This window comes from Stenotrophomonas sp. NPDC077461 (assembly GCF_049545475.1).
GTDB classification, from domain to species: Bacteria; Pseudomonadota; Gammaproteobacteria; order Xanthomonadales; family Xanthomonadaceae; genus Stenotrophomonas; species Stenotrophomonas nematodicola.
In genome coordinates this window covers 279,129-303,548 of sequence record NZ_JBMWDO010000005.1, presented here as the reverse complement: position 1 = coordinate 303,548, position 24,420 = coordinate 279,129, and the positions used below count along the sequence as shown (strand labels likewise).

22 protein-coding genes are annotated in these 24,420 nt (G+C 69.1%); 13 read left to right on the top strand and 9 right to left on the bottom strand.

The window, feature by feature from the left end; all coding sequences use genetic code 11:
• Positions 1-68 precede the first annotated feature (68 nt).
• Together ACPEH8_RS11665 and ACPEH8_RS11660 are read left to right on the top strand one after the other, a co-directional pair.
• The gene (locus ACPEH8_RS11665) at positions 69-584 is read left to right on the top strand and encodes a PH domain-containing protein (protein ID WP_136004458.1); all 516 of its coding nucleotides are present in this window, start codon (positions 69-71) and stop codon (positions 582-584) included.
• On the top strand, positions 581-2,104 hold the full coding sequence (locus ACPEH8_RS11660; RefSeq protein WP_423666821.1) for a PH domain-containing protein: 1,524 nt from the start codon (positions 581-583) through the stop codon (positions 2,102-2,104). Before ACPEH8_RS11665 ends, ACPEH8_RS11660 begins: the two co-directional genes overlap by 4 nt.
• 22 nt (positions 2,105-2,126) lie before the next feature.
• Here the strand turns inward: ACPEH8_RS11660 and ACPEH8_RS11655 are convergent, their stop codons facing one another.
• Positions 2,127-3,185, bottom strand: coding sequence for a CDP-glycerol glycerophosphotransferase family protein (locus ACPEH8_RS11655; protein ID WP_026070936.1), 1,059 nt, complete (start codon positions 3,183-3,185; stop codon positions 2,127-2,129).
• On the opposite strand from ACPEH8_RS11655, the gene ACPEH8_RS11650 reads away from it, so the two are divergent.
• Positions 3,184-4,002, top strand: coding sequence for a glycosyltransferase family 2 protein (locus tag ACPEH8_RS11650; RefSeq protein WP_017357127.1), 819 nt, complete (start codon positions 3,184-3,186; stop codon positions 4,000-4,002). The two genes, ACPEH8_RS11655 and ACPEH8_RS11650, sit on opposite strands and share 2 nt — an antisense overlap.
• Here the strand turns inward: ACPEH8_RS11650 and ACPEH8_RS11645 are convergent.
• From ACPEH8_RS11645 to def, 5 genes are all read right to left on the bottom strand, one after another.
• A complete protein-coding gene (locus tag ACPEH8_RS11645; RefSeq protein ID WP_017357126.1) occupies positions 3,987-5,276 on the bottom strand; it encodes an O-antigen ligase family protein in 1,290 nt (429 codons plus the stop codon). The two genes, ACPEH8_RS11650 and ACPEH8_RS11645, sit on opposite strands and share 16 nt — an antisense overlap.
• A gap of 111 nt (positions 5,277-5,387) precedes the next feature.
• Positions 5,388-7,109: a glycosyltransferase family 39 protein gene (locus tag ACPEH8_RS11640; protein ID WP_313160512.1), complete on the bottom strand. Its 1,722-nt coding sequence runs from the start codon at positions 7,107-7,109 to the stop codon at positions 5,388-5,390.
• Positions 7,110-7,134: 25 nt separating this feature from the next.
• Positions 7,135-8,475: a 16S rRNA (cytosine(967)-C(5))-methyltransferase RsmB gene (gene rsmB, locus ACPEH8_RS11635; RefSeq protein ID WP_243746293.1), complete on the bottom strand. Its 1,341-nt coding sequence runs from the start codon at positions 8,473-8,475 to the stop codon at positions 7,135-7,137.
• A gap of 1 nt (position 8,476) precedes the next feature.
• Positions 8,477-9,400: a methionyl-tRNA formyltransferase gene (fmt, locus tag ACPEH8_RS11630; protein ID WP_017354355.1), complete on the bottom strand. Its 924-nt coding sequence runs from the start codon at positions 9,398-9,400 to the stop codon at positions 8,477-8,479.
• 99 nt (positions 9,401-9,499) lie between these two features.
• Entirely contained in the window at positions 9,500-10,012 is a 513-nt protein-coding gene (gene def, locus ACPEH8_RS11625; protein WP_136004464.1) for a peptide deformylase, read from the bottom strand.
• Positions 10,013-10,138: 126 nt separating this feature from the next.
• On the opposite strand from def, the gene ACPEH8_RS11620 reads away from it, so the two are divergent.
• The 9 genes from ACPEH8_RS11620 (at position 10,139) to ACPEH8_RS11580 (ending at position 19,747) form a co-directional block, all read left to right on the top strand.
• Complete coding sequence (locus tag ACPEH8_RS11620) at positions 10,139-11,272, top strand: LysM peptidoglycan-binding domain-containing protein (RefSeq protein ID WP_017354357.1); 1,134 nt, start codon at positions 10,139-10,141, stop codon at positions 11,270-11,272.
• A 93-nt stretch (positions 11,273-11,365) separates the two neighbouring features.
• Positions 11,366-12,496, top strand: a complete 1,131-nt coding sequence (gene dprA, locus ACPEH8_RS11615; RefSeq protein WP_312708533.1) for a DNA-processing protein DprA — start codon at positions 11,366-11,368, stop codon at positions 12,494-12,496.
• A gap of 42 nt (positions 12,497-12,538) precedes the next feature.
• A complete protein-coding gene (locus ACPEH8_RS11610) occupies positions 12,539-13,012 on the top strand; it encodes a DUF494 family protein (protein WP_136004468.1) in 474 nt (157 codons plus the stop codon).
• A 37-nt stretch (positions 13,013-13,049) separates the two neighbouring features.
• Positions 13,050-13,793, top strand: a complete 744-nt coding sequence (locus ACPEH8_RS11605; protein WP_017355384.1) for a GYF domain-containing protein — start codon at positions 13,050-13,052, stop codon at positions 13,791-13,793.
• 48 nt (positions 13,794-13,841) lie between these two features.
• Positions 13,842-14,765, top strand: coding sequence for an RDD family protein (locus ACPEH8_RS11600; protein WP_017355383.1), 924 nt, complete (start codon positions 13,842-13,844; stop codon positions 14,763-14,765).
• A 192-nt stretch (positions 14,766-14,957) separates the two neighbouring features.
• On the top strand, positions 14,958-17,456 hold the full coding sequence (locus ACPEH8_RS11595) for a DNA topoisomerase I (protein ID WP_166473487.1): 2,499 nt from the start codon (positions 14,958-14,960) through the stop codon (positions 17,454-17,456).
• 16 nt (positions 17,457-17,472) lie between these two features.
• A complete protein-coding gene (locus ACPEH8_RS11590) occupies positions 17,473-18,033 on the top strand; it encodes a Sua5/YciO/YrdC/YwlC family protein (protein WP_136004474.1) in 561 nt (186 codons plus the stop codon).
• A 56-nt stretch (positions 18,034-18,089) separates the two neighbouring features.
• Complete coding sequence (locus ACPEH8_RS11585) at positions 18,090-18,893, top strand: DUF4124 domain-containing protein (protein ID WP_136004476.1); 804 nt, start codon at positions 18,090-18,092, stop codon at positions 18,891-18,893.
• 128 nt (positions 18,894-19,021) lie between these two features.
• A complete protein-coding gene (locus tag ACPEH8_RS11580; protein WP_316044047.1) occupies positions 19,022-19,747 on the top strand; it encodes a DUF4124 domain-containing protein in 726 nt (241 codons plus the stop codon).
• Between the two features lie 10 nt (positions 19,748-19,757).
• Here ACPEH8_RS11580 and ACPEH8_RS11575 read toward each other — a convergent pair whose 3' ends face one another.
• A complete protein-coding gene (locus ACPEH8_RS11575) occupies positions 19,758-20,534 on the bottom strand; it encodes an SDR family oxidoreductase (protein ID WP_136004477.1) in 777 nt (258 codons plus the stop codon).
• Positions 20,535-20,695: 161 nt separating this feature from the next.
• Here ACPEH8_RS11575 and ACPEH8_RS11570 point away from each other — a divergent pair, with 161 nt between their 5' ends.
• Positions 20,696-20,941: a hypothetical protein gene (locus ACPEH8_RS11570; protein WP_136004479.1), complete on the top strand. Its 246-nt coding sequence runs from the start codon at positions 20,696-20,698 to the stop codon at positions 20,939-20,941.
• A gap of 104 nt (positions 20,942-21,045) precedes the next feature.
• Here the strand turns inward: ACPEH8_RS11570 and sppA are convergent, their stop codons facing one another.
• Both sppA and ACPEH8_RS11560 read right to left on the bottom strand, forming a co-directional pair.
• Positions 21,046-22,950 (bottom strand): signal peptide peptidase SppA, encoded by a 1,905-nt coding sequence (gene sppA, locus ACPEH8_RS11565; protein ID WP_136004481.1) that lies wholly within the window; start codon positions 22,948-22,950, stop codon positions 21,046-21,048.
• A 73-nt stretch (positions 22,951-23,023) separates the two neighbouring features.
• The gene (locus ACPEH8_RS11560) at positions 23,024-24,391 is read right to left on the bottom strand and encodes an MATE family efflux transporter (protein ID WP_136004483.1); all 1,368 of its coding nucleotides are present in this window, start codon (positions 24,389-24,391) and stop codon (positions 23,024-23,026) included.
• Positions 24,392-24,420 lie beyond the last annotated feature (29 nt).

Genomic DNA, 24,420 nt, shown 5'->3' with positions numbered 1-24,420 from the left:
ACCGTCTGCGCCACGGGCGCCGGTTGCTGACGCGGGCGTCCGGCCCTGTCCACGCCGAGCGCCCTGCCTTGACCGAGTCCATCGATCCCGTCGTGCCGCCCGCGCTGCCGCTTCCGGCAGCCTGGCAGCCGTTGCCGCTGCGTGCGGCCTCCATTGCCGCAGCCAGCGGCGCGCTGACCGGCGCGCTGCTGCCCGGCGGCGCGCTCGGTGCCGGCTGGTTCCTGCTGGCGCTGCCCGGGCGCTGGTGGGGCGTGGCCGCGATGGTGGTGCTCGGCGCACTGATCGGCGCGGTGATTGGCTTCCGCCGTCAGCGCCGCACGTCGTGGCGCCTGGATGCGCGCGGGCTGGGCCTGCGCCGCGAGCTGCTGTGGCAGCAGGAAACCCATGTCCCGATCTCGCGCGTACAGCACCTGGACCTGCGTCGCGGGCCGATCGAGCGTAGTGCAGGGCTGGCCACGCTGGTGGTGCACACCGCCGGCAGCCGCATGAGTGCGGTCTCGATCAGTGGCCTGGACCAGGCCGATGCCGAGCGCCTGCGCGACACCCTGGCCCACCAGCTCGACCAGGACGACGACGCCCTGTGAGCACCCCGGCCCCCGAAACTCCGGCACCCGAGCAACGCCTGCATCCGTGGTCGTGGCTGTTCGTGCTGCTGATGCAGCTGCGCCAATCCCTGCTGCCGCTGGTGGCGCTGGTGGTGTTCGGCAACCGCGGCGACCGCGACCAGCTGTGGCTCACACTGGGCCCGCTGATCGCCGTGGTGGGGCTGGTAGCGTACGCCCTGCTGCAGTACCTGACCTACCGCTACCAGATCGGGCGCGATGCGATCACCGTGCGCAGCGGGGTGGTGTCGCGCAACCGCCGCGAGATTCCGTTCGCGCGCATCCACAACGTGGTGGTGCACCAGAATCCGCTGCACCGGCTGTTCGGCGTGGCCGAGCTGAAGCTGGAATCGGCCGGCGGCAACCGGCCGGAAGCGGAGATGCGCGTGCTCAAGCTGGACCAGGCACTCGCACTGGAAGCACTGGTCCGCCAGCGTGGGCAACCGACGGTGGCCGTCGCCGCGACCGGCGCGACCGAACCGCCACCACTTCCCACCGACCCGGTGCTGCTGCGGCTGGGCGCACGCGACGTGCTGCGCATCGGGCTGCTGTCCGACCGTGGCTGGGTGGTGGTGCTGGCGGCCGTGGGCGCGGTGATGCAGTTTGTGCCGAGCGGGACGGTCTCCGACGTACTCGACAACGGCAGCCGGCAGGCGTTCGGCTACGCCAGCCACCTGCATCCCAGCACATGGATGTGGGTCGTGGCCGGTGCCTCCGCGCTGCTGGTGTTCTGGCTGCTGCTGCGGGCGCTGTCGGTGACGCTGGCCTTCCTGCGCTACCACGGTTTCCAGCTCAGCGAGCACGAGCGACGCCTCACCGTGTCCAGTGGCCTGCTGACCCGGTTGCGCACCAGCGTGGCGCGGCGTCGGATCCAGGCCTGGACCCTGCGCGAGAGTCCCCTGCAGCGCCTGTTCGGGCGTCGCCATCTGGGCATCGACATCGCCGCCAGCACCCCGGGCGATGGCGAACGGCGCGACCTGCGCGAGCTGGCCCCCTTGGCCACGCCGGCCGCGTGCGATGCGCTGGTGCAGCACCTGCTGCCGCATGCGCAGTGGCCGCCGGCCACGTGGCAGCCGGTGGATCGGCGCGGCTGGTGGCGGCTGTGCCTGCCGGCGCTGGTGATCGCTCTGCTGCTGGCTGCCGGTGCCGTGTGGGAAGACCAGCGCTGGGGCCTGCTGGTGCTGCTGTGGCTGCCGTGGTCGGCGTTCAGCGCGCGGCGGCGTATGGCGCGCATGGGCTACTACGTGGACGACGCACTCGTGGCCGTCCGCGGCGGCTGGTGGCACCGTTGGTGGCGGTTCGCCGAGGTGGACAAGGTGCAGGCGCTGCGCCTGTCACGCTCGCCGCTGGACCGTTGGCTGGGCACTGCCAGCCTCTGGCTGGATACGGCCGGTGCCAGCGGCAGCCTCCCGCTGTGCCTGCGCTACCTGCCCGACGCCGAGGCCCGCGCGTTGCAGGCGCAGCTGGGCGATGCGCTGGCCAGGCGCCGGCTGCACTGGTAGACGCGCGGCCGGGGGCCCACCCTCAGCGCCTGGACGGCCCCCAGTATCCCAGGTCGCGGCGGATCTGCAGGCCCCGCGTCCAGGCGCCGAACGGTTTGCGTTTGAGGCGGCCCAGTTCCCCGGCCAGGAAGTCCTCGGTGGCCGCGATCACCCGTTCGCTGGAACAGCCGTCGCGATAGGGATGGATCGCATCGGCATAGCGGCGGATCTCGGCCATCAAGGCCGGCTCCGGCGCCAGTGCGCGCGCCAGCATCGCCGGCAGCTGCGCCGCATCGTCGAAGTCGATCATGTGCGGCTGCGGCACCCGGTTGCGGAAGGTCACCACCGGTTTGTGCTGCACCACGAACTCGGACACGATCGACGAGGTGTCCGACACCAGCACATCCGCCGCCCGCTGCGCGGCCATCACCTGCTCGGGCTCGATAAAGGCGGCGTTGGCGCCGGCCAGCGCGCGGTAGCGGTCAAACAGCGCGGGGGGACATTTGGGATGCAGGGTCAACAGCCAGTAGCGGTCGCCGCGGGCGATGTCGGCGGCGATCGGGTCATACAGGTGCGGCGCCGCACTCAGCCGCTCGGTGAAGGTGGAGCCGAACAGGATCACCGGGCGCGCCTGGGCAGGGGCGCGCAGGGCGGCCGACAGGCCACCGTCATCGCGGAACAGCGGGTCCAGCTTGGGCCAACCGGTTTCGGCGACGGCGAAATGGCCATCGCGCATGGCGAGGTCACGGAACGGCGTGGTGGTCGCCGGACCCTGCGTGCAGTACAGGTCGAACAGACCGCGCACCCGGAAGTGGCCGCGCGCGCTGTCGCGCTTCTGCACGTTGAAGCCGTGGAAGACCTGTACTTTGGCCCCGGCAATGAACGGCGGCACCCAGTTGGCGGCGCTGAACACCGCGCGCGGACGCAGCGCCAGCGCCTGCTTGAGGTCTATCCCGGGCACCCCCGGCAGCGTTGCGCCGGCCGCGCCGTCGACGAACCAGGTCGACACCGATTGCCCGGATGCGTGCAACGCCTCGGCCAGTGGGGCGAGAATAGGCAACGCATAGCGTTCCGTCGCAAACAGCAGGTACTCGGCCATCATGTCCTCCACGACCGCTCCCGTTGAACGGCCTCGCATCTCGGCCTGCATTATCGCGTTCAATGAAGCCGACCGCATCGGCGACTGCCTGGCCTCACTGGCCTTCTGCGACGAGATCATCGTCGTGGACTCCCATTCCACCGATGCCACCGTGGCCATCGCCAGCGCCGCCGGTGCCCGCGTGCTGCAGCGCGCGTTCGACGGCTTCCGCAGCCAGAAGGCCTTCTGCGTCGCGCAGGCCAGCCACGACTGGGTGCTGTGCCTGGACGCGGACGAGCGCGTCGACGACACCCTGCGCGCCTCGATCCAGAGCGCCCAGGCTGGCGGCTTCGCCGGCCATCACGGCTACCGGTTCGCGCGGCTGTCGGCCTACTTCGGCAAGTTCCTGCGTCACGGCAACGCCTATCCGGACCGGGTGATGCGGCTGTTCGACCGCCGCCACGGCGGCTGGCGCGGCAAGCGGGAGATCCATGAAGCGGCCAGCGTCGACGGTACCGTCGGCACCCTGCGCGGCGACCTGATCCATTACCCCTACCGTTCGCTGGAGCAGCAGCTGGCCAAGACCCAGCGCTATGCGCGGATGATGGCCGAACACGAGTTCGCCCGCGGCAAGCGCGCCACGCTGGGCAAGCTGGTGCTGGCCCCGGCGTGGCGCTTCTGGCGCGGCTGGCTGTTCCGCGGCGGGTTCCGCGATGGCTGGCACGGACTGGTGTACGCCTACGTGCGCGCCAACTACGTGCGCCAGAAGACCATCATGTTGTGGATGCTGCAGATCGGCCAGCCGGTGGCGGACCCGCCCCGGGATCAGCCGCCGGCCTGAGCCGGGCGCTGGCGGTGGGCGTGTCCCTGCAGGACCGACAGGCCGGTCAGCAGGGCAACGATGGTGACGTAGAAGCTCGCGGTGATCTGGTGGGCGAACATCGACTGGGTCAGGCCGCACAGGACGTAGGCCACCACCACCATGATCCCGGCTGCGGCCGGGCCGCGGAAGCCGATCTGGCCACTGCGCCGGTGCAGCCTGGCAAACACCAGCAGCGGCACGCCGTACACGGCCAGCAGCAGCAACAGCCCGGGCACCCCCTGGGTGGCCGACCACTCGGCCAGGTCATTGTGCGCGTGGCCCAGGTGGCAGCGCGGCTCGTCCGGGTCTTCGCGGCACACCGGCAGGCGAAGCATCGCGCTGTCGAAGTGGCCGATCCCCACCCCGATCAGCGGGTGGTCGAAGAACGTCTCATAGGCCACCTGCAGGCGTTCGACACGGGCGCCGGCAGAGGAATCGCTGTCGCCGCGCTCCATCCGCACCACATCGTGCTGCAGTTCGGTCAGGCGCACCTGCTCACGCAGGCCGGGGACGGTCAACGCCAGCGTGCCGGCGATCGCCAGCAGCGCCAGCAGCACCGACAGCCGCGCCCGCCCGGTCCGCCAACGCAGGCTCATCGCCATCACCACCAGCAGGGCCACCAGCGCCGGCCATACGCCGCGGCTGCCACTGAGCACGATCGTGACGCAGCCGGCGATCATGCCCACGATCACCCACGGCCAGCGGTGGTGCGGGCGACAGAACACGAGCAGCACCATCAGCATCAGCACGATGTCGGCCAGCACGATCGCATTGGTGCTCAGTTCGGCGCGGGGCGCCCCCCCCATCACCTGCACCACCGACAACACCATCACCGCCAGCAGGCCGACCAGCGAACCGGCCCACAGCCAGTGCAGCGCCGGGCGCAGCGCGCAGACCCACAGAATGATCCACGGGATCACGACGAAGCGGGAGCGGTTGTCGATATCGCGCAGGCCCTGCTCGAACAGCAGCATCGACACCAGCGACAGTGCGATCACCGCCAGCATCAGCCAGCCCAGCACCACCAGCGGACGACCGGCGATGACCCGCGCGCGCCACAGCTCCAGCGGTGCCAGCAGGCTGCCCAGCAACAGCAGCAGGCCGTACGGCAGCAGGTTCTGCGGCACGCTGAGGATCAGCGCCGGCAGGCAGAACAGGCCGATGTTGGCGACCCAATGCGCCACGCCGAGACGGCCCTGCAAGGGCGGGAATGACGCCACGTCGGTCGTGCTGGACGCGCCTTGCTGCTTCATTGCCAACCTCGATTACCACGCCCAGGCCGCAAGGCCCATTGACACGACCGGCGCGACCGGCGCCCACGGAGCGGCCTGCGGACCTGGATGGCCCGATGACCCCGGCTATCTTTACTCATCGCCATCGATTCTGTGCAACTCGCGTTCGCGCTTCTGTTCAGCCGCCGTGGCCGTACAGGGACCGCGGATATCACTGGCCCGCACCAACCACCAACGACGCCGGTTGGCGACCCCGGCCAGCGTGGCGCTGTCGCGATCCACGCAGCCCAGCAGCGCGTCTTCCTGCACCAGCAGCCAGCGCTGCGCGGGGGCCTGCATCTGCCACTCCACGCCGTCGCGCAGCTGGTTGTCCCAGCGTCGGTTGAATCCGAAGGTGGTGGCCGCGCGGTCGGCCATCAGCAGGTTCTGCTCCTTCCAGGCCACCAGGCCCAGCTGCGCATCCGGGCCGATCCGCTGGCCGACCTGCTGCATCAGCCCGCGCGCGGAACTGGAATCGTTGAACAGCGGGTAGCCGATCAGCCCGTAGGCCACCCAGGCCATCGCCAGCGTGGCGATCGCCGCCACGTGGAAGCGCCGGCGCCCGCTGAACACCAGGCTCATCACCGCGCCGCAGCCCAGTGCGATGCCGATCCAGGCCAGGCCGCTGGTCACCGCGGTGTCGATGCCGCGCTTGATGATCAGGCTGCGTTCGAAGCCGGGCTCGCCCCCGAGCATGGCGATGCCCACGCCCAGCAGCGCCAGTGCCAGCACGGCAGTGAAGGCGCCCATCAGCCATTGCACGTCGCGCCGCCGCAGCAGCCCGGGCAGCAGCGGGGCCAACGCCAGGCAGAACATCGGCAGCGCCGGCAGGATATAGACATCGCGCTTGCCGTGCGGGATCGAGAAAAACAGCACGATCAGCAGCCACCAGCCCAGCAGCATCAGGTAGCGTGGATCGCGCCGCCGCAGCCGCCGCCACCAGGCCGGAACCGCCCACGGCAGGACCAGGAAGGCGGGAAGCCACATCGACGGCATGGTGGCCAGGAAGTACCACCACGGCTGGTGGTGATCCCAGGACTGGGCGTAGCGCTTGGCGGTCTGGCGGAACAGGATGTCGTCCAGGTAGGCCCGGTACTCGGCCGAACCGCTGCCCAGCGCGGTCAGCACCATCGGCACGAACCACATCGCGATGGCCAGCACGAATGCCAGCGGCGCCAGCCAGAAGCGGGCATCGCGGATGTGCAGCCTGACCCGCGGCCATCCGAGCAGCGACGCCGTGGCCGCGGGCACAATCATCAGCAGCGCGAGCACACCCACGCCCTTGGTGATCACGCCCAGCCCGGCCGCGAACCAGCCCAGCCACCACCATCGCCACGCCGGCCCACACAGCAGGTGGCGCAGCAGGCCGTAATTGGCCAGGGTGATGAAGAACACCACCAGCGGATCGATCTGCGCCTTTTTCGACTGGAAGGTGAAATGCACCGCAAACAGCAGCGCCCAGGCGGCATACAGCCCCACCCGCCGCGTCCACAGGCGTCGTCCCAGGTCGTAGACGCAGGCCAGCGTACCCAGCGCCGCCAGCAGCGACGGCAGCAGGAACGCCACGCGCCAGTCGCCGATCAGGCGATACAGGATCGCCTGCGACCACATCAGCATCGGCGGCTTGTCCGAGTAAAGCTCGGTGCCGCGATGCGGGAACAGCCAATCGCCACTGGTCACCATCTGTTTGGCGACCAATGCGAAGCGGGGTTCATCGGAGGGCCACGGGTCGCGCAGGCCAAGACCGGCCCCCAGCACAAGCAGGGCCATCAGGGCGAGCAACCAGAACTCTCGGGACGCGCGGGTGTTGAGCATGGGGCGCGATTCTAGCGGTGTTGGCCTAACCCTTCTTTAGCAGACGCGCATAGAAGAAGCCGTCAGCGCCGTTTTCACCCGGCAGGCGCTGTCGCCCGGCCCAGGAATCGTGGCCGAATGCGTCACCCAGCGGCAGGAAACCGGCGTTGCGCGTGCGCTGCAGGAAGGCCTCCACCTGGAACTGGTTTTCCTCGCGCAGGATCGAGCAGGTGGCATACAGCAACGTGCCGCCAGGCGCGAGCATCGTCCAGCAGGCATCCAGCAGGCGGGCCTGCAGCGCGACCAGCGCCTCGATATCGGTCTCGCGCCGATGCAGCAGCACATCGGGCTGGCGGCGGATGATGCCGGTGGCCGAACACGGCGCGTCCAGCAGAATCGCGTCGAACGGCTGGCCATCCCACCACGCGGCCGGATCGCCCGCATCGCCGGCACGCACCTGCGCGTGTTCGCCGACGCCGGTGCGCGCGAAGGTCTCGCCGATGCGCTTGAGCCGGCGTGGATCGATGTCCAGCGCGAGCAGGTGCAGGCTGGGGTCGCGTTCGAGCAGGTGGGCGGACTTGCCGCCCGGCGCGGCGCAGGCGTCCAGCACCCGGATTCCCGGGCGCAGCGACATGGCGTCGGCGACCTGCTGGGCCGACAGGTCCTGGACCGACAGCGCGCCGTCGGCAAAGCCCGGCAGGGCCGATACGGCCACCGGCGTCGGCAGGCGGATCGCGTCCGGCGCGATCGGCGACGCCTCGGCGGCGATGCCGGCCGCCTCCAGCCGCTGCAGCATCGTGTCGCGATCGCCGTGCTGGCGGTTGACCCGCAGCCACAGCGGTGCCGGCTGCAGGCTGGCCTCGAATACCGCGTCGGCCTGGTCCGGCCAGTCCTGTTCGATCCTGTCGGCCATCCACAGCGGGAACGCCGCGCGCGCCGGCTGCGGGGGGATGCCCTCGCGCTGGGCGCGGCGCAGCAGCGCGTTGACCATGCCGGCCTGGCGTTCGCGGCCCAGCGCGCGCGCGGCATCGACCGTGGCCGACAGCGCGGCGTGCGCCGGCAGTTCCAGCGCATCCAGCTGGGCGAAGCCGACCAGCAGCAATGCGCGCAGTTCGTCTTCGCGCACGCTCAGCGGGCGCTGCATCCACTGCGCCAGTGCCGCGTCGTACGCATTGCGCCGGCGCAGCACCGCAAAGCACAGCGCTTCGAGCAGCGCGCGGTCGCGGCTGTCATCGAGCGTGGGCAAAGCGGTGGAGAGCTCGGCCTTGAGCGACCGGCCGCGGCCGATCACCTGGGCCAGCACCTTGGCGGCCAGCACGCGGGTGGGCACGCCGGGTGCCATCGCAGCGCGCGGCGCGGCCTGTTTTTCCTGCCGGGGATGGGCCATCTCAGGCGCCCACGGCCAGGTCGCGGCGGGCATTGAGGTAGTCCGCTGCGGTGATCGCCTTGCCGCCTTCGCGCTGCAGCACGCGCAGGCGCAGCGCGCCCTGGCCGCAGGCGATGTCGATGCCTTCGCGGGCCGCCGCCAGCAGGGTGCCGGGCGCCTTGCCCTTGTTGTCGGGCAGCGCCACTGCACCGTGAATGCGCACGCGCTCACCGGCCAGCTGCGCTTCGGCAATCGGCCAGGGATTGAAGGCCCGCACGGTCCGTTCGAGCTGCTGGGCGTCCTGCGCCCAGTCCAGCCTAGCCTCGGCCTTGTCCAGCTTGTGCGCGTAGGTCACGCCGGCCTCGGGCTGCGGCTGGGCGATCGGCTTGATGCCGGCACGCAGCAGACCCAGGCCATCGGACAGCACCTGCGCACCAAGCTCGGCCAGGCGGTCGTGCAGCTGGCCGCCCAGCTCGCCCGCCGCAATCGGGGTGTGCTGGCGCAGCAGCACCGGGCCGGTATCCAGGCCGGCCTCCATCTGCATCAGGCACACGCCGGTTTCGGCGTCGCCGGCCTGGATCGCGCGCTGGATCGGCGCGGCGCCGCGCCAGCGCGGCAGCAGCGAGGCGTGCACGTTCCAGCACCCGTGGGTGGGAATGGCGAGCACGGCCTTGGGCAGGATCAGGCCGTAGGCCACCACCACCATCAGGTCCGGCTGCAGGTCGTGAAGCTGCTGCTGCGCTTCGGGGGTCTTCAGGCTTTCCGGCTGGAACACCGGGATGCCGCGCGCGATCGCCTCCAGCTTGACCGGCGAGGGCATCAGCCCGCGCCCGCGACCGGCCGGGCGGTCGGGCTGGGTGTACACCGCAACCACCTCATGGTGGCGGGCGGCGGCCCGCAGCGACGAGACGGCGAACTCCGGCGTACCGGCAAAGACAATCCTCATGGCGACCCCACTTGCAGAAAGAAAAACGGCGCCGGTGGCCGGCGCCGCGACACCGGAAGCGGCACGCGGTCCTGCCGCGTGGCCGTTTCCGCGACCATCTCAGGCAACGTGCTTGCGCTGCTTGGCCAGCTTCTTGCGGACCATCTCGCGCTTGAGCGGCGAGAGGTAATCGATGAACAGCTTGCCGTCCAGGTGGTCCATCTCGTGTTGGATGCACACCGCCAGCACGCCGTCGGTGGTCAGTTCCTGGGCCACGCCCTGGCGGTCCAGGAAGCGCACCGTGATCTGGTTGGCGCGGGTGACGTCGGCAAAGATGCCCGGGACCGACAGGCAGCCCTCCTGGTACACCTGGCCGCCTTCATTGGCGACGATCTCGGGATTGATGAACACCCGCGGGGTGTCCTTCTCTTCGCTGACGTCGATCACCATGAAGCGCTTGTGCACGTCCACCTGGCTGGCGGCCAGGCCGATGCCCGGCGCCTCGTACATGGTGTGGAACATGTTGTCGATCAGCTCCTGGAAGGCAGGCGTGGTCACTTCGGCAGCGTCGATCAACGCGGCCTTGGTGCGCAGGCGCGGATCGGGAAACTCAAGAATGGGCAGGATGGCCATGACAATTACCGGTAGGGGGCGCCGCTGGGAACGGCGTATGGGGCGATTCTATCGCCAACGCTTGCCCTGCGCCCCGGTTTCTGGACTATAGTGCGGGCACCTGTTGGGGAATCAGGCACCACACTCATGTTTGAACGTACTCGTACGGTCGTCGCCGTGGCGCTGCTGACCGTCGCTACCTATGCTACCGCCGTTGAAATGAATGGCGGGCACCCGGATACCTATGTCGTGCGCAAAGGCGACACGTTGTGGGACATTTCCGCGCGTTTTCTGAAAAAACCGTGGCTCTGGCCGGAAATCTGGCAGGCCAACCCGCAGGTCAGCAACCCGCACCTGATCTACCCGGGCGACGTGCTGAGCCTGGCCTATCTGGATCGCGTCGTCGGCCAGCAGCCCGGCCCGCGCCAGGAAGCCCCGATCAACGCGATTCCGCTGGAGCAGGTGGAGCCGTTCCTGAAGCAGCTGAGCGTGGTCGACGAGATCGATTCGCTGCCCTACGTGGTCAGCCTGGAAGACAACCGTCTGCGTGCCACCACCGGCCAGATCGCCTACGTGCGCGGTCTGGACCAGGCCCAGGTGGGCCAGCGCTGGGCCGTGGTCCGCCCGACCGTGCGCTACGCCCTGCCCAAGCCGACCGAAGACCTGAACGCCAACGGCGACGTCATGCCCGGCAGCGGCAACCTCTGGAAGGACTTCACCGTCCCGACCAAGCGCCAGGCAACGCTGGGCTATGAGCTGGCCCAGCTCAATGTGGGCACCGTGACGCGCGTGGCCAGCGGCAACGTGGAAGTGACCACGCTGACGCTTCAGGGCCGGGTTGACGGCCGCGAAGTGCGTGCCGGTGACCGCCTGGTGCCGGTGGAAGCCAATCCGTACGACCTGCAGTTCTACCCGCACGTGCCCGCTGCCCAGACCGAGGGCCTGGACATCCGCATCCTGGCCGTGACCGACATGTTCTCGGCCGGTGGCCCGCGCGATGTGATCGCCCTGTCCGCCGGCCGCGCCGATGGTGTGGACAACGGCACGGTGGTCTCACTGTGGCGGCAGGGTCGCCATGTCGCGCACCGCATGCAGTACCCCAACTCCTCGCGGATGGACGACGCGCTGAGCACGGGCGCCGGGCGCGTCACCCTGCCCGACGAGTATGCCGCCCATGCGATGGTGTTCCGCACCTTCGACAAGGTCAGCTACGCGCTGGTGATGCAGGGCGTCAAACCGGTCCATGTGGGCTACGCAGCCAAGCATCCGGACGCCCAGTAGGGACAGACCGCTGGTCGGTACGCGGAACATCCCTACGCAAGACTCCGACGGCGCCCCAGGGCGCCGTCGGCGCATCCGGCCTACGGTGGGGGGATGACCACCCTTGCCCCCTCCCCGCTGCTCACGTTGTTGCTGGCGGGCGGCCCGACCCGCCCCCGCCGCCGCCTGCTTCATGAGCATGGTGATGCCGAGCGCGCCTTGGCCGCCGGCCCCTCGGCCTGGCGCGCGGCCGGGTGCGACGCCGCGCAATGCGGGCGACTGCAGACGCCTGATTCCGCCGCGCTGGCGCGGTCCCTGCGCTGGCTGGAGCACGACAACCACCATCTGCTGGCCTGCACCCACGCCGACTATCCGCCCCTGCTGCGGCAGATGCCCCAGGTGCCGCTGGCGCTGTTCGTCCAGGGTCAGCCGGCGCGGCTATGGCACCCCGGCGTGGCGGTGGTGGGCAGCCGCACGCCCAGCCCTGCCGGCGGAGAGCTGGCCGCCGAGTTTGCCGGGGGTCTGGCGCGGCAGGGACTGTCGGTGATCAGCGGGCTGGCCGCCGGCGTCGATGCCCGGGCGCACGCGGCGGCGCTGGACCAGCCCGGCGGTTGCACCGTGGCGGTGGTCGCCACCGGCCTGGACCGGACCTACCCGCCACGACATGCCGCCCTGCAGGCGCGGATCGCGAGGGAGGGCGCGGTGGTCAGCGAGTACCCGCCGGGCACCACCGCCCACGCGGGCCAGTTCCCCGCCCGCAACCGCATCATCGCCGGGCTGGCCCTGGGCACCCTGGTGATCGAGGCGGCCGAGCGCTCCGGGGCGCTGATCACCGCGCGGCTGGCGGCCGAGGCCGGGCGCGAGGTGTTTGCCCTGCCCGGCTCGGTGCGCAACCCGCGCGCGCGGGGCTGCCACCGCCTGATCCGCCAGGGGGCAGCGCTGGTGGAAGACGTGGCTGAGGTGATCGCGGGCCTGAATCCCTTGGCCCAGACCCTCGCCCAGGCCTTGCGAACGCGCCTGGGCACCCCCACTGAACAGGCACGGGCAGGCCGTGTGAGCGCCGCCCCCTCCTCCGACCCGGACTACCAGTGCTTGTGGCAGGCACTGGACCACGACCCAACAGGTATGGATTCCCTGATCCAACGCAGCGGATTGACGGCGGCCCGGCTGTCGGCCATGCTGCTGGTCATGGAACTGGACGGAAAGGTAATGGCCATGCATGGCCGCTACTGTCGAAAACCCTAGTTTCTTCACCTCCACAGCGTCATGGACGCAGGCCGAGGGGCAATGAAAGAGAGCATTCTGGATGTCCTGCTGTACCTGTTCGAACACTACTTCAGCGAAGACGCGGATCTTGTGCGTGATCGCGACACCCTCCAGAACAGCCTGATACAGGCCGGCTTCAGCCCCGCAGAGATCAACAAAGCCTTCGATTGGCTCGATGCCCTGGCCGAACAGCGCCCGGCCGTGGCCCAGCCGCGCGTGGACGGTCCGGTCCGGATCTACCACGGCCCGGAACTGGACAAGCTGGACGTGGAATGCCGCGGTTTCGTGCTGTTTCTGGAGCAGCACGGCATCCTTGACGCCGGCCAGCGCGAGCTGGTGCTCGACCGTGCGATGGCCCTGGACCAGGACGAACTGGACCTGGACGACCTCAAGTGGGTGGTGCTGATGGTGCTGTTCAACCAGCCTGGTGCCGAAGCCGCCTACGCCTGGATGGAAACCCAGATGTTCATTGACGAACCCGAACCGCTCCACTGACCGTACACTGAGCGCCTTGCGCATTCAGGAGCGGGCCGTGAGCGAGTGGTTCTATGCAGAAGGAAATCGTCAGCAGCGTGGGCCGCTGACGTCTGATGAGTTGATCGCGCTGTTCCAGTCCAGCCGCATCGCGCTGGATACGCTGGTATGGCGCGACGGCATGCCGCAGTGGCAGGCCCTGCGCACCGTGGCCGACGAGATCGGCCTGGTGCAGGCCCCGAGCGACCCGCCGGCCGGAGTCGACGCCGACAGCCCTGCCGCCCAGCTTCCCCCGCAGATTCCGGCCGGCCCCTATGCCAGCCAGCCGCCGCCGGCACAGCCGGTGGCCGTGCCGCAGAAGAGTCTGTCCGGCTGTGCCATCGCCGGCATCGTCGCGGCCGTCCTCGGCGTGGGTGGCCTGGCGCTCATCGGCATTCTGGCCGCGATCGCCCTGCCCGCTTACCAGGACTACACCCACCGCGCAAAGGCCAGCGCGGCCTACGTCGCGCTGGCGCCGATCAAGACCCAGGTCGAGGAGTTCGTCGCCACCAACGGGCATTGCCCGGTCAATGACGATGAAGGCTTCCTGCCGGCCGATGGCTACGCGCTGGACGGCATCTCCGCGCTGCGCATCGGCCGTTTCGACAACAACCATTGCGGCATCGAGGCCGAGCTGTCGATTCCCGGCAGCACCGGCCTGGACGGCACGCTGCTGTGGCTGGACTACGATGGCGACGCCCGGCACTGGGAATGCACCGGCGGCGCGGACGACAAGTACCTGCCGACGGTCTGCCGCGGCTGAGCAACGCCTTACTTCTTCCACGGACGAGAGCAACAGGGGACACATGCAATGACCGAGTGGTACTTCGCCGACGGCGCACAACGCCAGGGGCCACTGCCCGCCGACGATCTGCGCCTGCGCTTCCAGCGCGGCGAGATCACCCTCACCACGCTGGTCTGGCGTGAGGGCTTCGACCAGTGGAAGGCGCTGGGCGATGTGGTTGAAGAACTGCAGCTGCAGAATCTGACCAACGCCACCGGGAACCTCGGCAGCGGGTTCGACCTGCGGGGCGATTACATCGCCATCGAGAACGGTACCGCCCCGCTGCCGGGCACCGGCGGCGGCACCTACTCGCCCTACAGCGCCCCGGCCAGTACCGGCAGCTATGCCGGTGCAGGCGTGGTGCAGGGCGGCGAGGTGGTCTATGCCGGCTTCTGGAAGCGGTATGCGGCCTACTTCATCGACTATGTGGTGCTGACCCTCTGCGGCGCGGTGATCGGCGGCATCGTCGGCGCCATCTTCGGCCTGGCCGTCGGTGCGATGGCGGGGTCGGACGCCGGGTCGAGCACCTCGGACATCGTCGGCGGTCTGCTCGGCATCGTGATCTCACTGGTGTACTACGCCGAGTTCCACGCCTCGGCCGGCGGCGCCACGCTGGGCAAGATGGCGGTGGGCATCAAGGTGGTGCGCAGCGATGGCCAGCGCTTGACCCGCGGCCGTGCGGTGGGCCGCTACTTTGCGACCTTCGTCAGCACCCTGACCCTGATGATCGGCTATCTGATGGCCGCCTTCACCGAGCGCAAGCAGGCGCTGCACGACCTGATGTGCGACACGGTGGTGGTCGACAAGTGGGCGTTCACCGAGAACGCGCACCTGCAAAACCGTGAACTGGGTACCGTCACGATCGTGATTCTGGTGCTGGCTGGCCTGTCCACGCTGGCCCTGATCATCGCCGCCGTGGCGATGGTGGGCGTGCTGGCCGCGATGGCCTGACGGGCGCACCCTCACACCGGGCCGCTTGACACGGGCAGCTCCGGCGTGATTCCTCTAATAGGCAGGAAAGCTGAACGCCCGGCGCATACCCGGGCGTTCAGTTTATGGATATCGCCCGCTGCCCTTCACTAATGCGGCCATTTGCTCCACCCTAGCGCCCTCCCCGGGCTGCTGCCCATAGAAATAGACGCCATGCCCAAGCACCTGCTCATCGTCGAATCGCCTGCCAAGGCCAAGACGATCAACAAATACCTCGGCAAGGACTTCACCGTCCTGGCCTCGTATGGGCATGTGCGCGATCTGGTCCCGAAGGAAGGCGCGGTCGATCCCGACAACAACTTCGCGATGCGCTATGACCTGATCGAGAAGAACGAGAAGCATGTCGATGCGATTGCCAAGGCCGCCAAAGGGGCCGACGACATTTTCCTGGCGACCGATCCGGATCGCGAGGGTGAAGCGATCAGCTGGCACATCGCCGAGATCCTGAAAGAACGCGGGCTGGTCAAGGACAAGCCGATGCAGCGCGTGGTCTTCACCGAGATCACGCCGCGCGCCATCAAGGAAGCCATGAGCCAGCCGCGCGCGATCGCCGGCGACCTGGTCGATGCCCAGCAGGCGCGCCGCGCGCTGGACTACCTGGTGGGCTTCAATCTCTCTCCGGTGCTGTGGCGCAAGGTGCAGCGCGGCCTGTCCGCCGGCCGCGTGCAGAGCCCGGCGCTGCGCATGATCGTCGAGCGCGAGGAAGAGATCGAAGCCTTCATCGCCCGCGAGTACTGGAGCATCGATGCCGAGTGCGCGCACCCGTCGCAGCACTTCAATGCACGCCTGATCAAGCTCGACGGCAAGAAGTTCGAACAGTTCACGGTGACCGACGGCGACACCGCCGAGGACGCGCGGATGCGCATCCAGCAGGCCGCGCAGGGCGCGCTGCACGTCACCGATGTGGCCAGCAAGGAGCGCAAGCGCCGTCCGGCGCCGCCGTTCACCACCTCCACGCTGCAGCAGGAAGCCTCGCGCAAGCTTGGTTTCACCACGCGCAAGACCATGCAGGTGGCGCAGAAGCTGTACGAAGGCGTGGCGATCGGCGATGAGGGCACGGTTGGCCTGATCTCGTACATGCGTACCGACTCGGTGAATCTGTCGCAGGATGCGCTGGCCGAAATCCGCGACGTGATCGCGCGCGATTACGGCATTGCCGCGCTGCCGGACAAGCCCAACACCTACCAGACCAAGTCCAAAAACGCCCAGGAAGCGCACGAAGCGGTGCGCCCGACCTCGGCACTGCGGACCCCGGCCCAGGTCTCGCGCTACCTCACCGACGACGAGCGCAAGCTCTACGAGCTGATCTGGAAGCGTGCAGTGGCCTGCCAGATGATCCCGGCGACGCTCAACACGGTCAGCGTGGATCTGTCGGCCGGCAGCGAACACGTGTTCCGCGCCAGCGGCACCACCGTGGTCGTGCCCGGCTTCCTGGCCGTGTACGAGGAAGGCAAGGACAACAAGAGCGCCGAGGACGACGATGAAGGCCGCAAGCTGCCGGCGATGAAGCCCGGCGACCGCGTGCCGCTCGAACGCATCCTGGCCGAACAGCACTTCACCCAGCCGCCGCCGCGCTTCACCGAAGCGGCGCTGGTGAAGGCGCTGGAAGAGTACGGCATCGGCCGTCCGTCGACCTACGCCTCGATCATCCAGACGCTGCTGTTCCGCAAGTACGTGGAAATGGAAGGCCGCAGCTTCCGTCCGTCGGACGTGGGCCGCGCCGTGTCAAAGTTCCTGTCCAGCCACTTCACCCAGTATGTGGACTACGACTTCACCGCCAAGCTCGAGGACGAGCTCGATGCGGTGTCGCGTGGCGAAGAGGACTGGATTCCGTTGATGGCCCGCTTCTGGGAACCGTTCAACAAGCTGGTCGAAGAGAAGAAGGAATCGGTGGACCGGGCCGAGGCCAGCGGTGCCCGCGAGCTGGGAACCGATCCCAAGACCGGCAAGCCGGTCAGCGTGCGCCTGGGCCGTTTCGGACCATACGCGGCAATCGGCAGCACCGCCGAAGATGCCGAAGACAAGCCGAAGTTCGCCTCGCTGCGTCCCGGCCAGTCGATGCACACCATTTCGCTGGAAGACGCGCTGGAACTGTTCCTGATGCCGCGTGCGCTGGGCCAGGACAACGGCGAAGACGTCAGCGTCGGCATCGGTCGCTTCGGGCCGTTCGCCAAGCGTGGCAGCACTTACGCCTCGCTGAAGAAGGAAGATGACCCCTATACGATCGATCTCGCCCGAGCGGTGTTCCTGATCGAAGAGAAGGAAGAGATCGCACGCAACCGGATCATCAAGGAGTTCGAAGGCAGCGAGATCCAGGTGCTGAACGGTCGCTTCGGCCCGTACCTCAGCGACGGCAAAATGAACGGCAAGATCCCCAAGGATCGCGAGCCCGCCTCGCTGACCCTGGCCGACGTCCAGCAGTTGATGGAAGAAACCGGCAAGCCGGTGCGCAAGGGCTTCGGCAAGAAGGCCGCCAAGAAGGTCGTGGCCAAGAAGGCCGCGGTCAAGAAGGAGGCTGCGCCGAAGAAGGCGGCGGTGAAGAAGACGGCGACCAAGAAGGCCGCCACGAAGAAGGCCGCCCCCCGCAAAACGGCCGCCAAGAAGGCCGTGAAGAAGACGGTGGCCAAGAAGGCCGTCGCCAAGAAGGCCTGACCCCCGGTAGCACCCGATGAACGTACTCACCCCGGACACCGCCCTGCCTGCGCTGCGCGCTGGCGGGGTGATCGCCTACCCCACCGAAGCGGTGTGGGGCCTGGGCTGCGATCCCGGCCACGAAGCGGCGGTGATGACGCTGCTGACGATCAAGCAGCGCCCGATCGAGAAAGGCATGATCCTGGTCGCCGCCGATACCGCCCAGCTCGACGGCTGGGTGGACCTGGAGGCGCTGCCCGCCGCGCGCCTGGCCGAGGTACGGGCCAGTTGGCCCGGCGCCAACACCTGGATCGTACCGGCCGGCCCACGCGCCCCGCGCTGGATCACGGGCGAGCACACCGGCATCGCCGTGCGGATCAGCGCCCACCCGCTGGTGGCCGCGCTGTGTCGCGCCTGGGGCGGGCCGCTGGTATCCACCAGCGCCAACCTCGCCGGCCAGCCGCCGGCACGCCAGCGCGGCGAACTGGACCCGGCCCTGCTGCCCCTGCTGGCGGGCATCGTCGACGGCGCCACCGGCGGCCTGGCCCAGCCGACCCCGATCCGCGACGCACTCAGCGGCCAGGTGCTGCGCAGCTGAGCCGGCCGCCTGCGCCGGGTTTTGCGCGGGCCGCGGCAAAGCCGCACACTGTGGACATGCGCCCCCGCCCTGCCCTGTGGTTGCCGTTGTTCCTGCTGCTCGGTCCCGGCCCGGCCGGTGCCCAGCAGGATGCCAGCGTGCGCATCTACCGCTGCGTGGGCAGCACGGGCGCGGTGTCGCTGCAGGATGCCCCGTGCAGCACCGGCAAGCAGGAAGTGCGCGACATGCAGCGCCCGCGCGACCCGGCCCCGCGCGTGGTCCGCAGCGATGCCGATCCGGCCACGCCCGCGGCCACCCGCGCGCCCGAGCGTGAGGTTCGCCACGTGTACGTGCAGCCACCACAGCCGATGTACGAATGCGTCACCAGCGACGGCGACCGCTACGTCAGCGACAGCAATGAGGGCAACCCGCGCTGGGTGCCGGTGTGGACCGGTGTGTATCTGCCCTATCCGCCCGGTCGGCCGGGTCCGCGTCCGCCGGGTGGCGGCCGGCCACCACCGCGCCCGCTGCCACCGGTGGTGCCGATGGACAGCGGCTCGGTGACCTCAAGCGGCGGATCGGTGTCGATCTCGGGGCAGGGTTCGCATGTCGGCGGCCGTCTGGCGTTCGGCGGCGGCAGTTCGCAGTGGGAGGGCAACGGCTATCCGCGGCCCGGCTACGGCGGGCTGGAGATGCCGGCCGGCAACGTGCTGGTCCGCGATGCCTGCCACCCGTTGCCCCAGCAGGACGTATGCTCTCGCCTCAACGACCGGCGCTGGGAACTGCAGCGGCGTTACAACAGCGCCCTGCAGAGCGAACGCGATGCGATCAACCGCGAACAGCGCAGCATCGATGCGCGGCTGGACCGCGACTGCAATTGACGCGTTTCGGCGCAAGGAGGCACACATGCAAGAAGCCGATGAAACCACGACCGGCCCGGCCAGCATCATGCTGGAAGATCCCGACGGCAATCCGATCCTGCTCGACCAGCACGTATGAATCCCACCGCATGATGTCTTTCTTTCCGCGCGCCTGCGCGCTGGCCGGGCTGGCACTGATGCTGCCGGCCACGGCCGAGGACGCGGTGTTCTACCGCTGCACGGCCGCCGACGGCGGCCTGACCATCCAGAACGCCGCCTGCCCGCCCGGCAGCCAGCAACGCATCCAGCGCATTGCGATGCCCGCCCGTACGGCCCCCGCCGCCACGCCGGCACCCGCACCAGCGGCGTCACCGGCGCCCCACGATGCCGCCGTGCCGGTACCGCGTCCAGGGGTGCTTGCACCGGGCGCGCTGCCGGTGCTGCAGGCCGGGCCCGCCGACGACAGCGGCAACGGCATCCTCGACAGCGACACACTGCGCCGCGACGCCGCCACGGCATCGGCCGCCGACGCGGCGGCGCCCAAGGCGCCACTGCCGCCGATCTTCCGCTGCGAGTCCACCGAGCGGGGCACCTACCTGCATGAGCTGGAGCCGGCCCCGCCGATCTGCCTGCTGATGTCGGTGACCGGCCTGGGCGGCGGCAACACACCGGTCAACGCGGCCGGTTGCGAAGTGGTACGCGACACCTGCGAGGCAGTGCCGGAACCGCAACGCTGTGCCAGCTGGCAGCAGCGCTTCCGCGACGCCCGCGGGCGCGAACGCTTCGCCACGGCGGACAATCATGCCGCCGCCACGGCCGAGCGCGAGCGCCTGCATGCGGTCCTGGCCGCCAGCGATTGCGCCGTGCCGGACTGACGCGGGCGCGCTAGAACCCGTAGCGGAGGAAGCCGCCATCCACGGCGATGCACTCGCCTGTGATGTAGCTGGCGGCGGGCAGGCACAGGAACCCCACTGCGGCGGCCACTTCATCGGGCTCGCCGATCCGGCGCATCGGCGTGCGCTCGATCACCTGGTCGTAATAGTCCGGATCGGACAGCGGACCGGAGGTGCGGCGGGTGCGGATGTACCACGGCGCCACCGCGTTGACGCGGATGCCGTCCTCGGCCCATTCCACCGCGAGGTTGCGGGTCAACTGGTGCATCGCCGCCTTGGTCATGCCGTACACCGCGCCGCTGCGGACGTGGGTCAGGCCGGAAACGCTGCCGACATTGACGATCGCCGAGGACGCATGCCGGGTCAGCAGCGGATGGGCGTAGCGCGACAATTCAAACGCCGAGAACAGGTTGGTCTCGAAGATGCCCCGCCATTCGTCCTCGGTGTACTCGATGGCCGGCTTGGTGATGTTGCCGCCGGCGTTGTTGACCAGCAGGTGCAGGCCATCGGTGTGGTCTTCCACCCAGTCGAGGATCTCGCGGCGGTCCTCGTCGTCGGAGACATCGGCGGCCAGGCCGTGGATCTCGCGATCGGGGAAGGCATCGGCCAGTTCATCGCGCGCCATCTCCAGCGCATCGGCGTCGCGACCCACGATCAGCAGGTCGGCACCGAACCCGAGCAGCTCCCGCGCGATCGCCAGGCCGATGCCGGCACTGGCGCCGGTGATCAATGCGGTCTGTCCATCCAATCGCCAACGTTGCGTGCTCACGGTGTTCTCCTGCCGATGGGCCGCGCGGCGGCCGTGGAATCGTCTGTGCGGGCACCACACGGCGCCCCGGGCGACAGGATAACGCGCATGCGCATCCTCACACAGGCCGCGCCGGGCGGTGCGACACTGCCGTCTCCGCCCGTGTGTGTTGCGAGGTTGCCATGTCCCTGCGAACCCTCCTGTTACTGCCGACGCTGCTCCTGCTGGGCGCGTGCAACCGTCCAGCGCCAGCGCCCCCGGACACCCCGCCCGAACCGCAGGCCACGCAGATGCGCGATGCGATCCAGCGGCCGCTGGATCGCGCCAAGGCCGCACGCGACATGCTGGAAAAAGCACCGGACCTGGATGCCGCCGAGCGCGCCGCCACCGACACCCCGGCAACGCCGGCTCCGCCGGTATCGCGCTGACTGCGGGGTCGAGCGTCGCGCCCTGTCCGGATGGCCGGCGCCGAGCGGACCCCTGAAAAAAAAGCCCGGCGTTTGCCGGGCTTTTTGATTTCACGCTGAAGCGGTCAGAAGCCGCAGAAGCAGTACGCCAGCGCCTTGACCGGTGCGCTGCCGCGCGGATCGCGCGCCGCGTCTTCGACGAAGCGCAGCTGGGTATCCAGTTCCGGCATCGACCGGGCCAGCATCATGCGTGCCATGCCCGATTCGCTGAGCATGTAACCGCCCATGCGGCTGCCGGCAAACCCGCTGACGAACTGCGCAAACGGCGTGGCACCCTTCTCGATGTAGCGCACGCGGTACGCATCGCTCTTGCCGAGCTTGGCACGCCCTGCCGCGTCGACGACCGCCTCCTTCAGCCCGCCGAACGCGTCGACCAGCCCGCGCTCCTTGGCCTGGGCGCCGCTCCACACGCGACCACGGGCCACCTCATCGACGGCCTCGACCGGCTTGCCGCGGGCCTCGGCGACCTTGCCGGTGAAGTCGGCGTAGCCCTTGTTGATCACCGACTGGATGACCTGGCCCACGGCCGGGTCCATCGGGCGGGTGATGTCGTAGGCACCGGCGAAGCGCGTGGTGCCCACACCGTCGGTGTGCACGCCGATCTTGTCCAGCGAACGGCTGACATTGGGGATCATCCCGAAGATGCCGATCGAACCGGTGATGGTCGAGGCGTCGGCATAGATGCGATCGGCGTTCATGCTGATCCAGTACCCACCCGAGGCGGCCAGGTCACCCATCGACACCACCACCGGCTTGCCGGCGGCCTTCAGCGCGACCACTTCGCGACGGATCTGCTCGGAGGCGAACACTTCACCGCCGGGCGAATCCACGCGCAGCACCACGGCCTTCACATCCTTGTCGTCGCGCGCTTCGCGCAGCAGCGCGGCGGTGGACTCGCCACCGATGCGGCCGGCCGGCAGGTCGCCGCCGGAGATCTCGCCGGCAGCCACCACCACTGCCACCTGCGGACGCGCATCCACCGGCGAACGGCGGGTGTCGAGCAGCGCCAGGTAGGCGTCCATGTTGACGTTGCGGTAGCCACCGTCGGCGTCGCCATCGGCCACACCACGGTCGGCCAGCAGGTCCTCCACTTCCTCGCGGGTCTTCAGGCCATCGACCAGCTTCTGCTGCAGGGCGAACTTGGCCAGGTCGCCACCGGCGGCGGCCACGCCTTCGGGCATGGTGTCGATACCGGCTGCCAGCTGCGCGGCATCCAGCTTGCGGGCCTTGGCGATGTCGCCGAGGTAGCGCTGCCACACGTCGTTCATCCAGAACAGGTCCGCTTCCTTGGCCTGCGGCGACGCGGCGTCGAGCACGTACGGCTCCGCGGCGGACTTGAACTCGCCCACCTTGAACAGGTGCACGTCCACGCCCAGCTTGTCCTGCAGGCCGGTGCGGAAGTACTGCCGGTAACGGCCGAGGCCTTCCAGCACCACCGAGCCCATCGGATCGAGATAGACCTCATCGGCCTGCGAGGCCAGCAGGTACTGCGACTGGCTCATGTTCTCGCTGAAGGCCACGACCTGCTTCTTGGCCGCGCGCAGGTCCTGCAGCGCCGCGACCACTTCGCGCATCGAGGCGAAACCGCTCGGCTGCAGTTTGTCCAGCTGCAGCACCACGCGCTCGATCTTCTTGTCGTCGCGGGCCGCTTCGATGGCACGGATCAGGTCGCGCAGTTGCACTTCCTCGGCGCTGTTGTCGCCCACGGCGCGGGCCAGCGCGCGGCTGACCGGATCGGCGCTGAACTGCTCCACCAGGCGGCCTTCCGGCGCGATCACCAGCGTGGTCCGGTCCTGCAGCGGCTTGCTGGCCCCGGCGCCCTTGCCCATCGCGACGATGAACACAATCAGCAGCAGGAACAACAGACCGAAGAACAGCAGGTTGAGGATCAGCCTGCGGGTAAAGTTCATCACATCCCACAGCCCGATGAAGAAGCTGGCGACGGGATTGCGACGCGCGGGTTGGTTCATGGAAAACTCCAGGTTGGCTTCTTGCCGTATTGCCAGAATAGCCGGTGCCGGCGGATCCGGCATCGGACACAAGTCAGGGTGACGCCTGGGCGAGCCCGATGCGGCGGCTGCTGACGCGAAGACGCCAGGCCATCAGGATCGCCGCCGCGGTCAGGCCCAGGATCAGGCCCAGCCACATGCCCTGCGGCCCCATGCCCAGCCCCAGGCCCAGCCCGGCGCCGAGCGGCATGCCCAGCCCCCAGTACGAGAACATGGCGATGAACATCGGCACCCGGGTGTCCTTGAGACCGCGCAGCGCGCCGGCCGAGAGCACCTGGATGCCGTCCGGGAACTGGAACGCGGCCGCGTACAGCAGCAGCGTGGAGGCCAGGGCGGCCACGCCCAGGTCGGCGGTGTAGACGCCGACGATGGCGTCGTGGCCGAACAGCAGCACCAGCGCCGACAGCGTCTGCGTGCCCAGAATGATCACCAGACCGGCATTGGCCGCGCGCCGCACGCCCAGCCCGTTGCCGCTGCCGACCGCATGGCCCACGCGCACGGTGGTGGCCTCGGCTACGCCCATCGGGATCATGAAGCACAGCTGGGCCACGTTGATTGCGATCTGGTGCGAGGCTGCTTCAGTGGCGCCGAGGCGGCCGATCAGCAGAGCGGTGACGATGAACAGACCGCCTTCCATCAGAACGGTGATGCCGATCGGCAGGCCGGTACGCAGCAGGTCCCAGATTGCCGCCCAGCGCGGCAGCTCAACGTGCGAGAACAACTGCAGGTGGGCGAAGCGCCTGGTTTTCCACAGGTAGCCGGCAAAGCACAGCGCCTGGAGCCACATCATCGTCGCCGAGGCGATGCCCAGCCCTTCGGCGCCCATTTCCGGGAAACCGAGCTTGCCGTAGCAGAGCACATAGCCCAGCGGCGCCAGCACCAGCAGGCCGCCGAAGCCCAGGATCATGGTTGGCAGCGTCCAGTGCATGCCCTCGCTGAGATAGCGCATGCAGAAGTACAGCGTCAGTGCCGGGCCGCCCCAGCGCACCGCATGCAGGAACGCGGTCGCACCGGGCACGATGTCCGGCGCGATGCCGAATGCCGGCAACAGCGGCGGTACCACCGTGAGGAAGGCGAACATGATCAGGCCCAGGCCAAGCGCCAACCACAGCGCCTGCCGGAACAACGGACCGATCTCACGCTCGCGTCCGGCACCGTGCAGCTGCGACACCGACGCGGTCAGCGAGATCAGGGTGCCGATCGGAATCAGCATCGGCAGCCACAGCAGCGCGGTACCGATGGTGACCGCGGCGAGCGTCTGCGTGCCGTGGTGGCCGGCGATGACGTTGTCGACGAACGAGATCAGGCCGGTGGAAACGTGGCCGAGCACCAGCGGCAACGCAAGCAGACCGGTGGCGCGCACTTCCCGGGAAAGGCGCGGCGTGGGGGTAGCGATGGACATGGGGATCACAGACGGCAACTACGGTCGCG

Bases quoted from the DNA above. Each gene is read 5' to 3' on its own strand.
- ACPEH8_RS11650 (WP_017357127.1), top strand. From the start codon at position 3,184: ATGTCCTCCACGACCGCTCCCGTTGAACGGCCTCGCATCTCGGCCTGC.
- ACPEH8_RS11655 (WP_026070936.1), bottom strand. From the start codon at position 3,185: ATGATGGCCGAGTACCTGCTGTTTGCGACGGAACGCTATGCGTTGCCT.
- ACPEH8_RS11645 (WP_017357126.1), bottom strand. From the start codon at position 5,276: ATGAAGCAGCAAGGCGCGTCCAGCACGACCGACGTGGCGTCATTCCCG.
- ACPEH8_RS11640 (WP_313160512.1), bottom strand. From the start codon at position 7,109: ATGCTCAACACCCGCGCGTCCCGAGAGTTCTGGTTGCTCGCCCTGATG.
- rsmB (WP_243746293.1), bottom strand. From the start codon at position 8,475: ATGGCCCATCCCCGGCAGGAAAAACAGGCCGCGCCGCGCGCTGCGATG.
- fmt (WP_017354355.1), bottom strand. From the start codon at position 9,400: ATGAGGATTGTCTTTGCCGGTACGCCGGAGTTCGCCGTCTCGTCGCTG.
- def (WP_136004464.1), bottom strand. From the start codon at position 10,012: ATGGCCATCCTGCCCATTCTTGAGTTTCCCGATCCGCGCCTGCGCACC.
- ACPEH8_RS11620 (WP_017354357.1), top strand. From the start codon at position 10,139: ATGTTTGAACGTACTCGTACGGTCGTCGCCGTGGCGCTGCTGACCGTC.
- dprA (WP_312708533.1), top strand. From the start codon at position 11,366: ATGACCACCCTTGCCCCCTCCCCGCTGCTCACGTTGTTGCTGGCGGGC.
- ACPEH8_RS11610 (WP_136004468.1), top strand. From the start codon at position 12,539: ATGAAAGAGAGCATTCTGGATGTCCTGCTGTACCTGTTCGAACACTAC.
- ACPEH8_RS11600 (WP_017355383.1), top strand. From the start codon at position 13,842: ATGACCGAGTGGTACTTCGCCGACGGCGCACAACGCCAGGGGCCACTG.
- ACPEH8_RS11595 (WP_166473487.1), top strand. From the start codon at position 14,958: ATGCCCAAGCACCTGCTCATCGTCGAATCGCCTGCCAAGGCCAAGACG.
- ACPEH8_RS11590 (WP_136004474.1), top strand. From the start codon at position 17,473: ATGAACGTACTCACCCCGGACACCGCCCTGCCTGCGCTGCGCGCTGGC.
- ACPEH8_RS11585 (WP_136004476.1), top strand. From the start codon at position 18,090: ATGCGCCCCCGCCCTGCCCTGTGGTTGCCGTTGTTCCTGCTGCTCGGT.
- ACPEH8_RS11580 (WP_316044047.1), top strand. From the start codon at position 19,022: ATGATGTCTTTCTTTCCGCGCGCCTGCGCGCTGGCCGGGCTGGCACTG.
- ACPEH8_RS11570 (WP_136004479.1), top strand. From the start codon at position 20,696: ATGTCCCTGCGAACCCTCCTGTTACTGCCGACGCTGCTCCTGCTGGGC.
- sppA (WP_136004481.1), bottom strand. From the start codon at position 22,950: ATGAACCAACCCGCGCGTCGCAATCCCGTCGCCAGCTTCTTCATCGGG.
- ACPEH8_RS11560 (WP_136004483.1), bottom strand. From the start codon at position 24,391: ATGTCCATCGCTACCCCCACGCCGCGCCTTTCCCGGGAAGTGCGCGCC.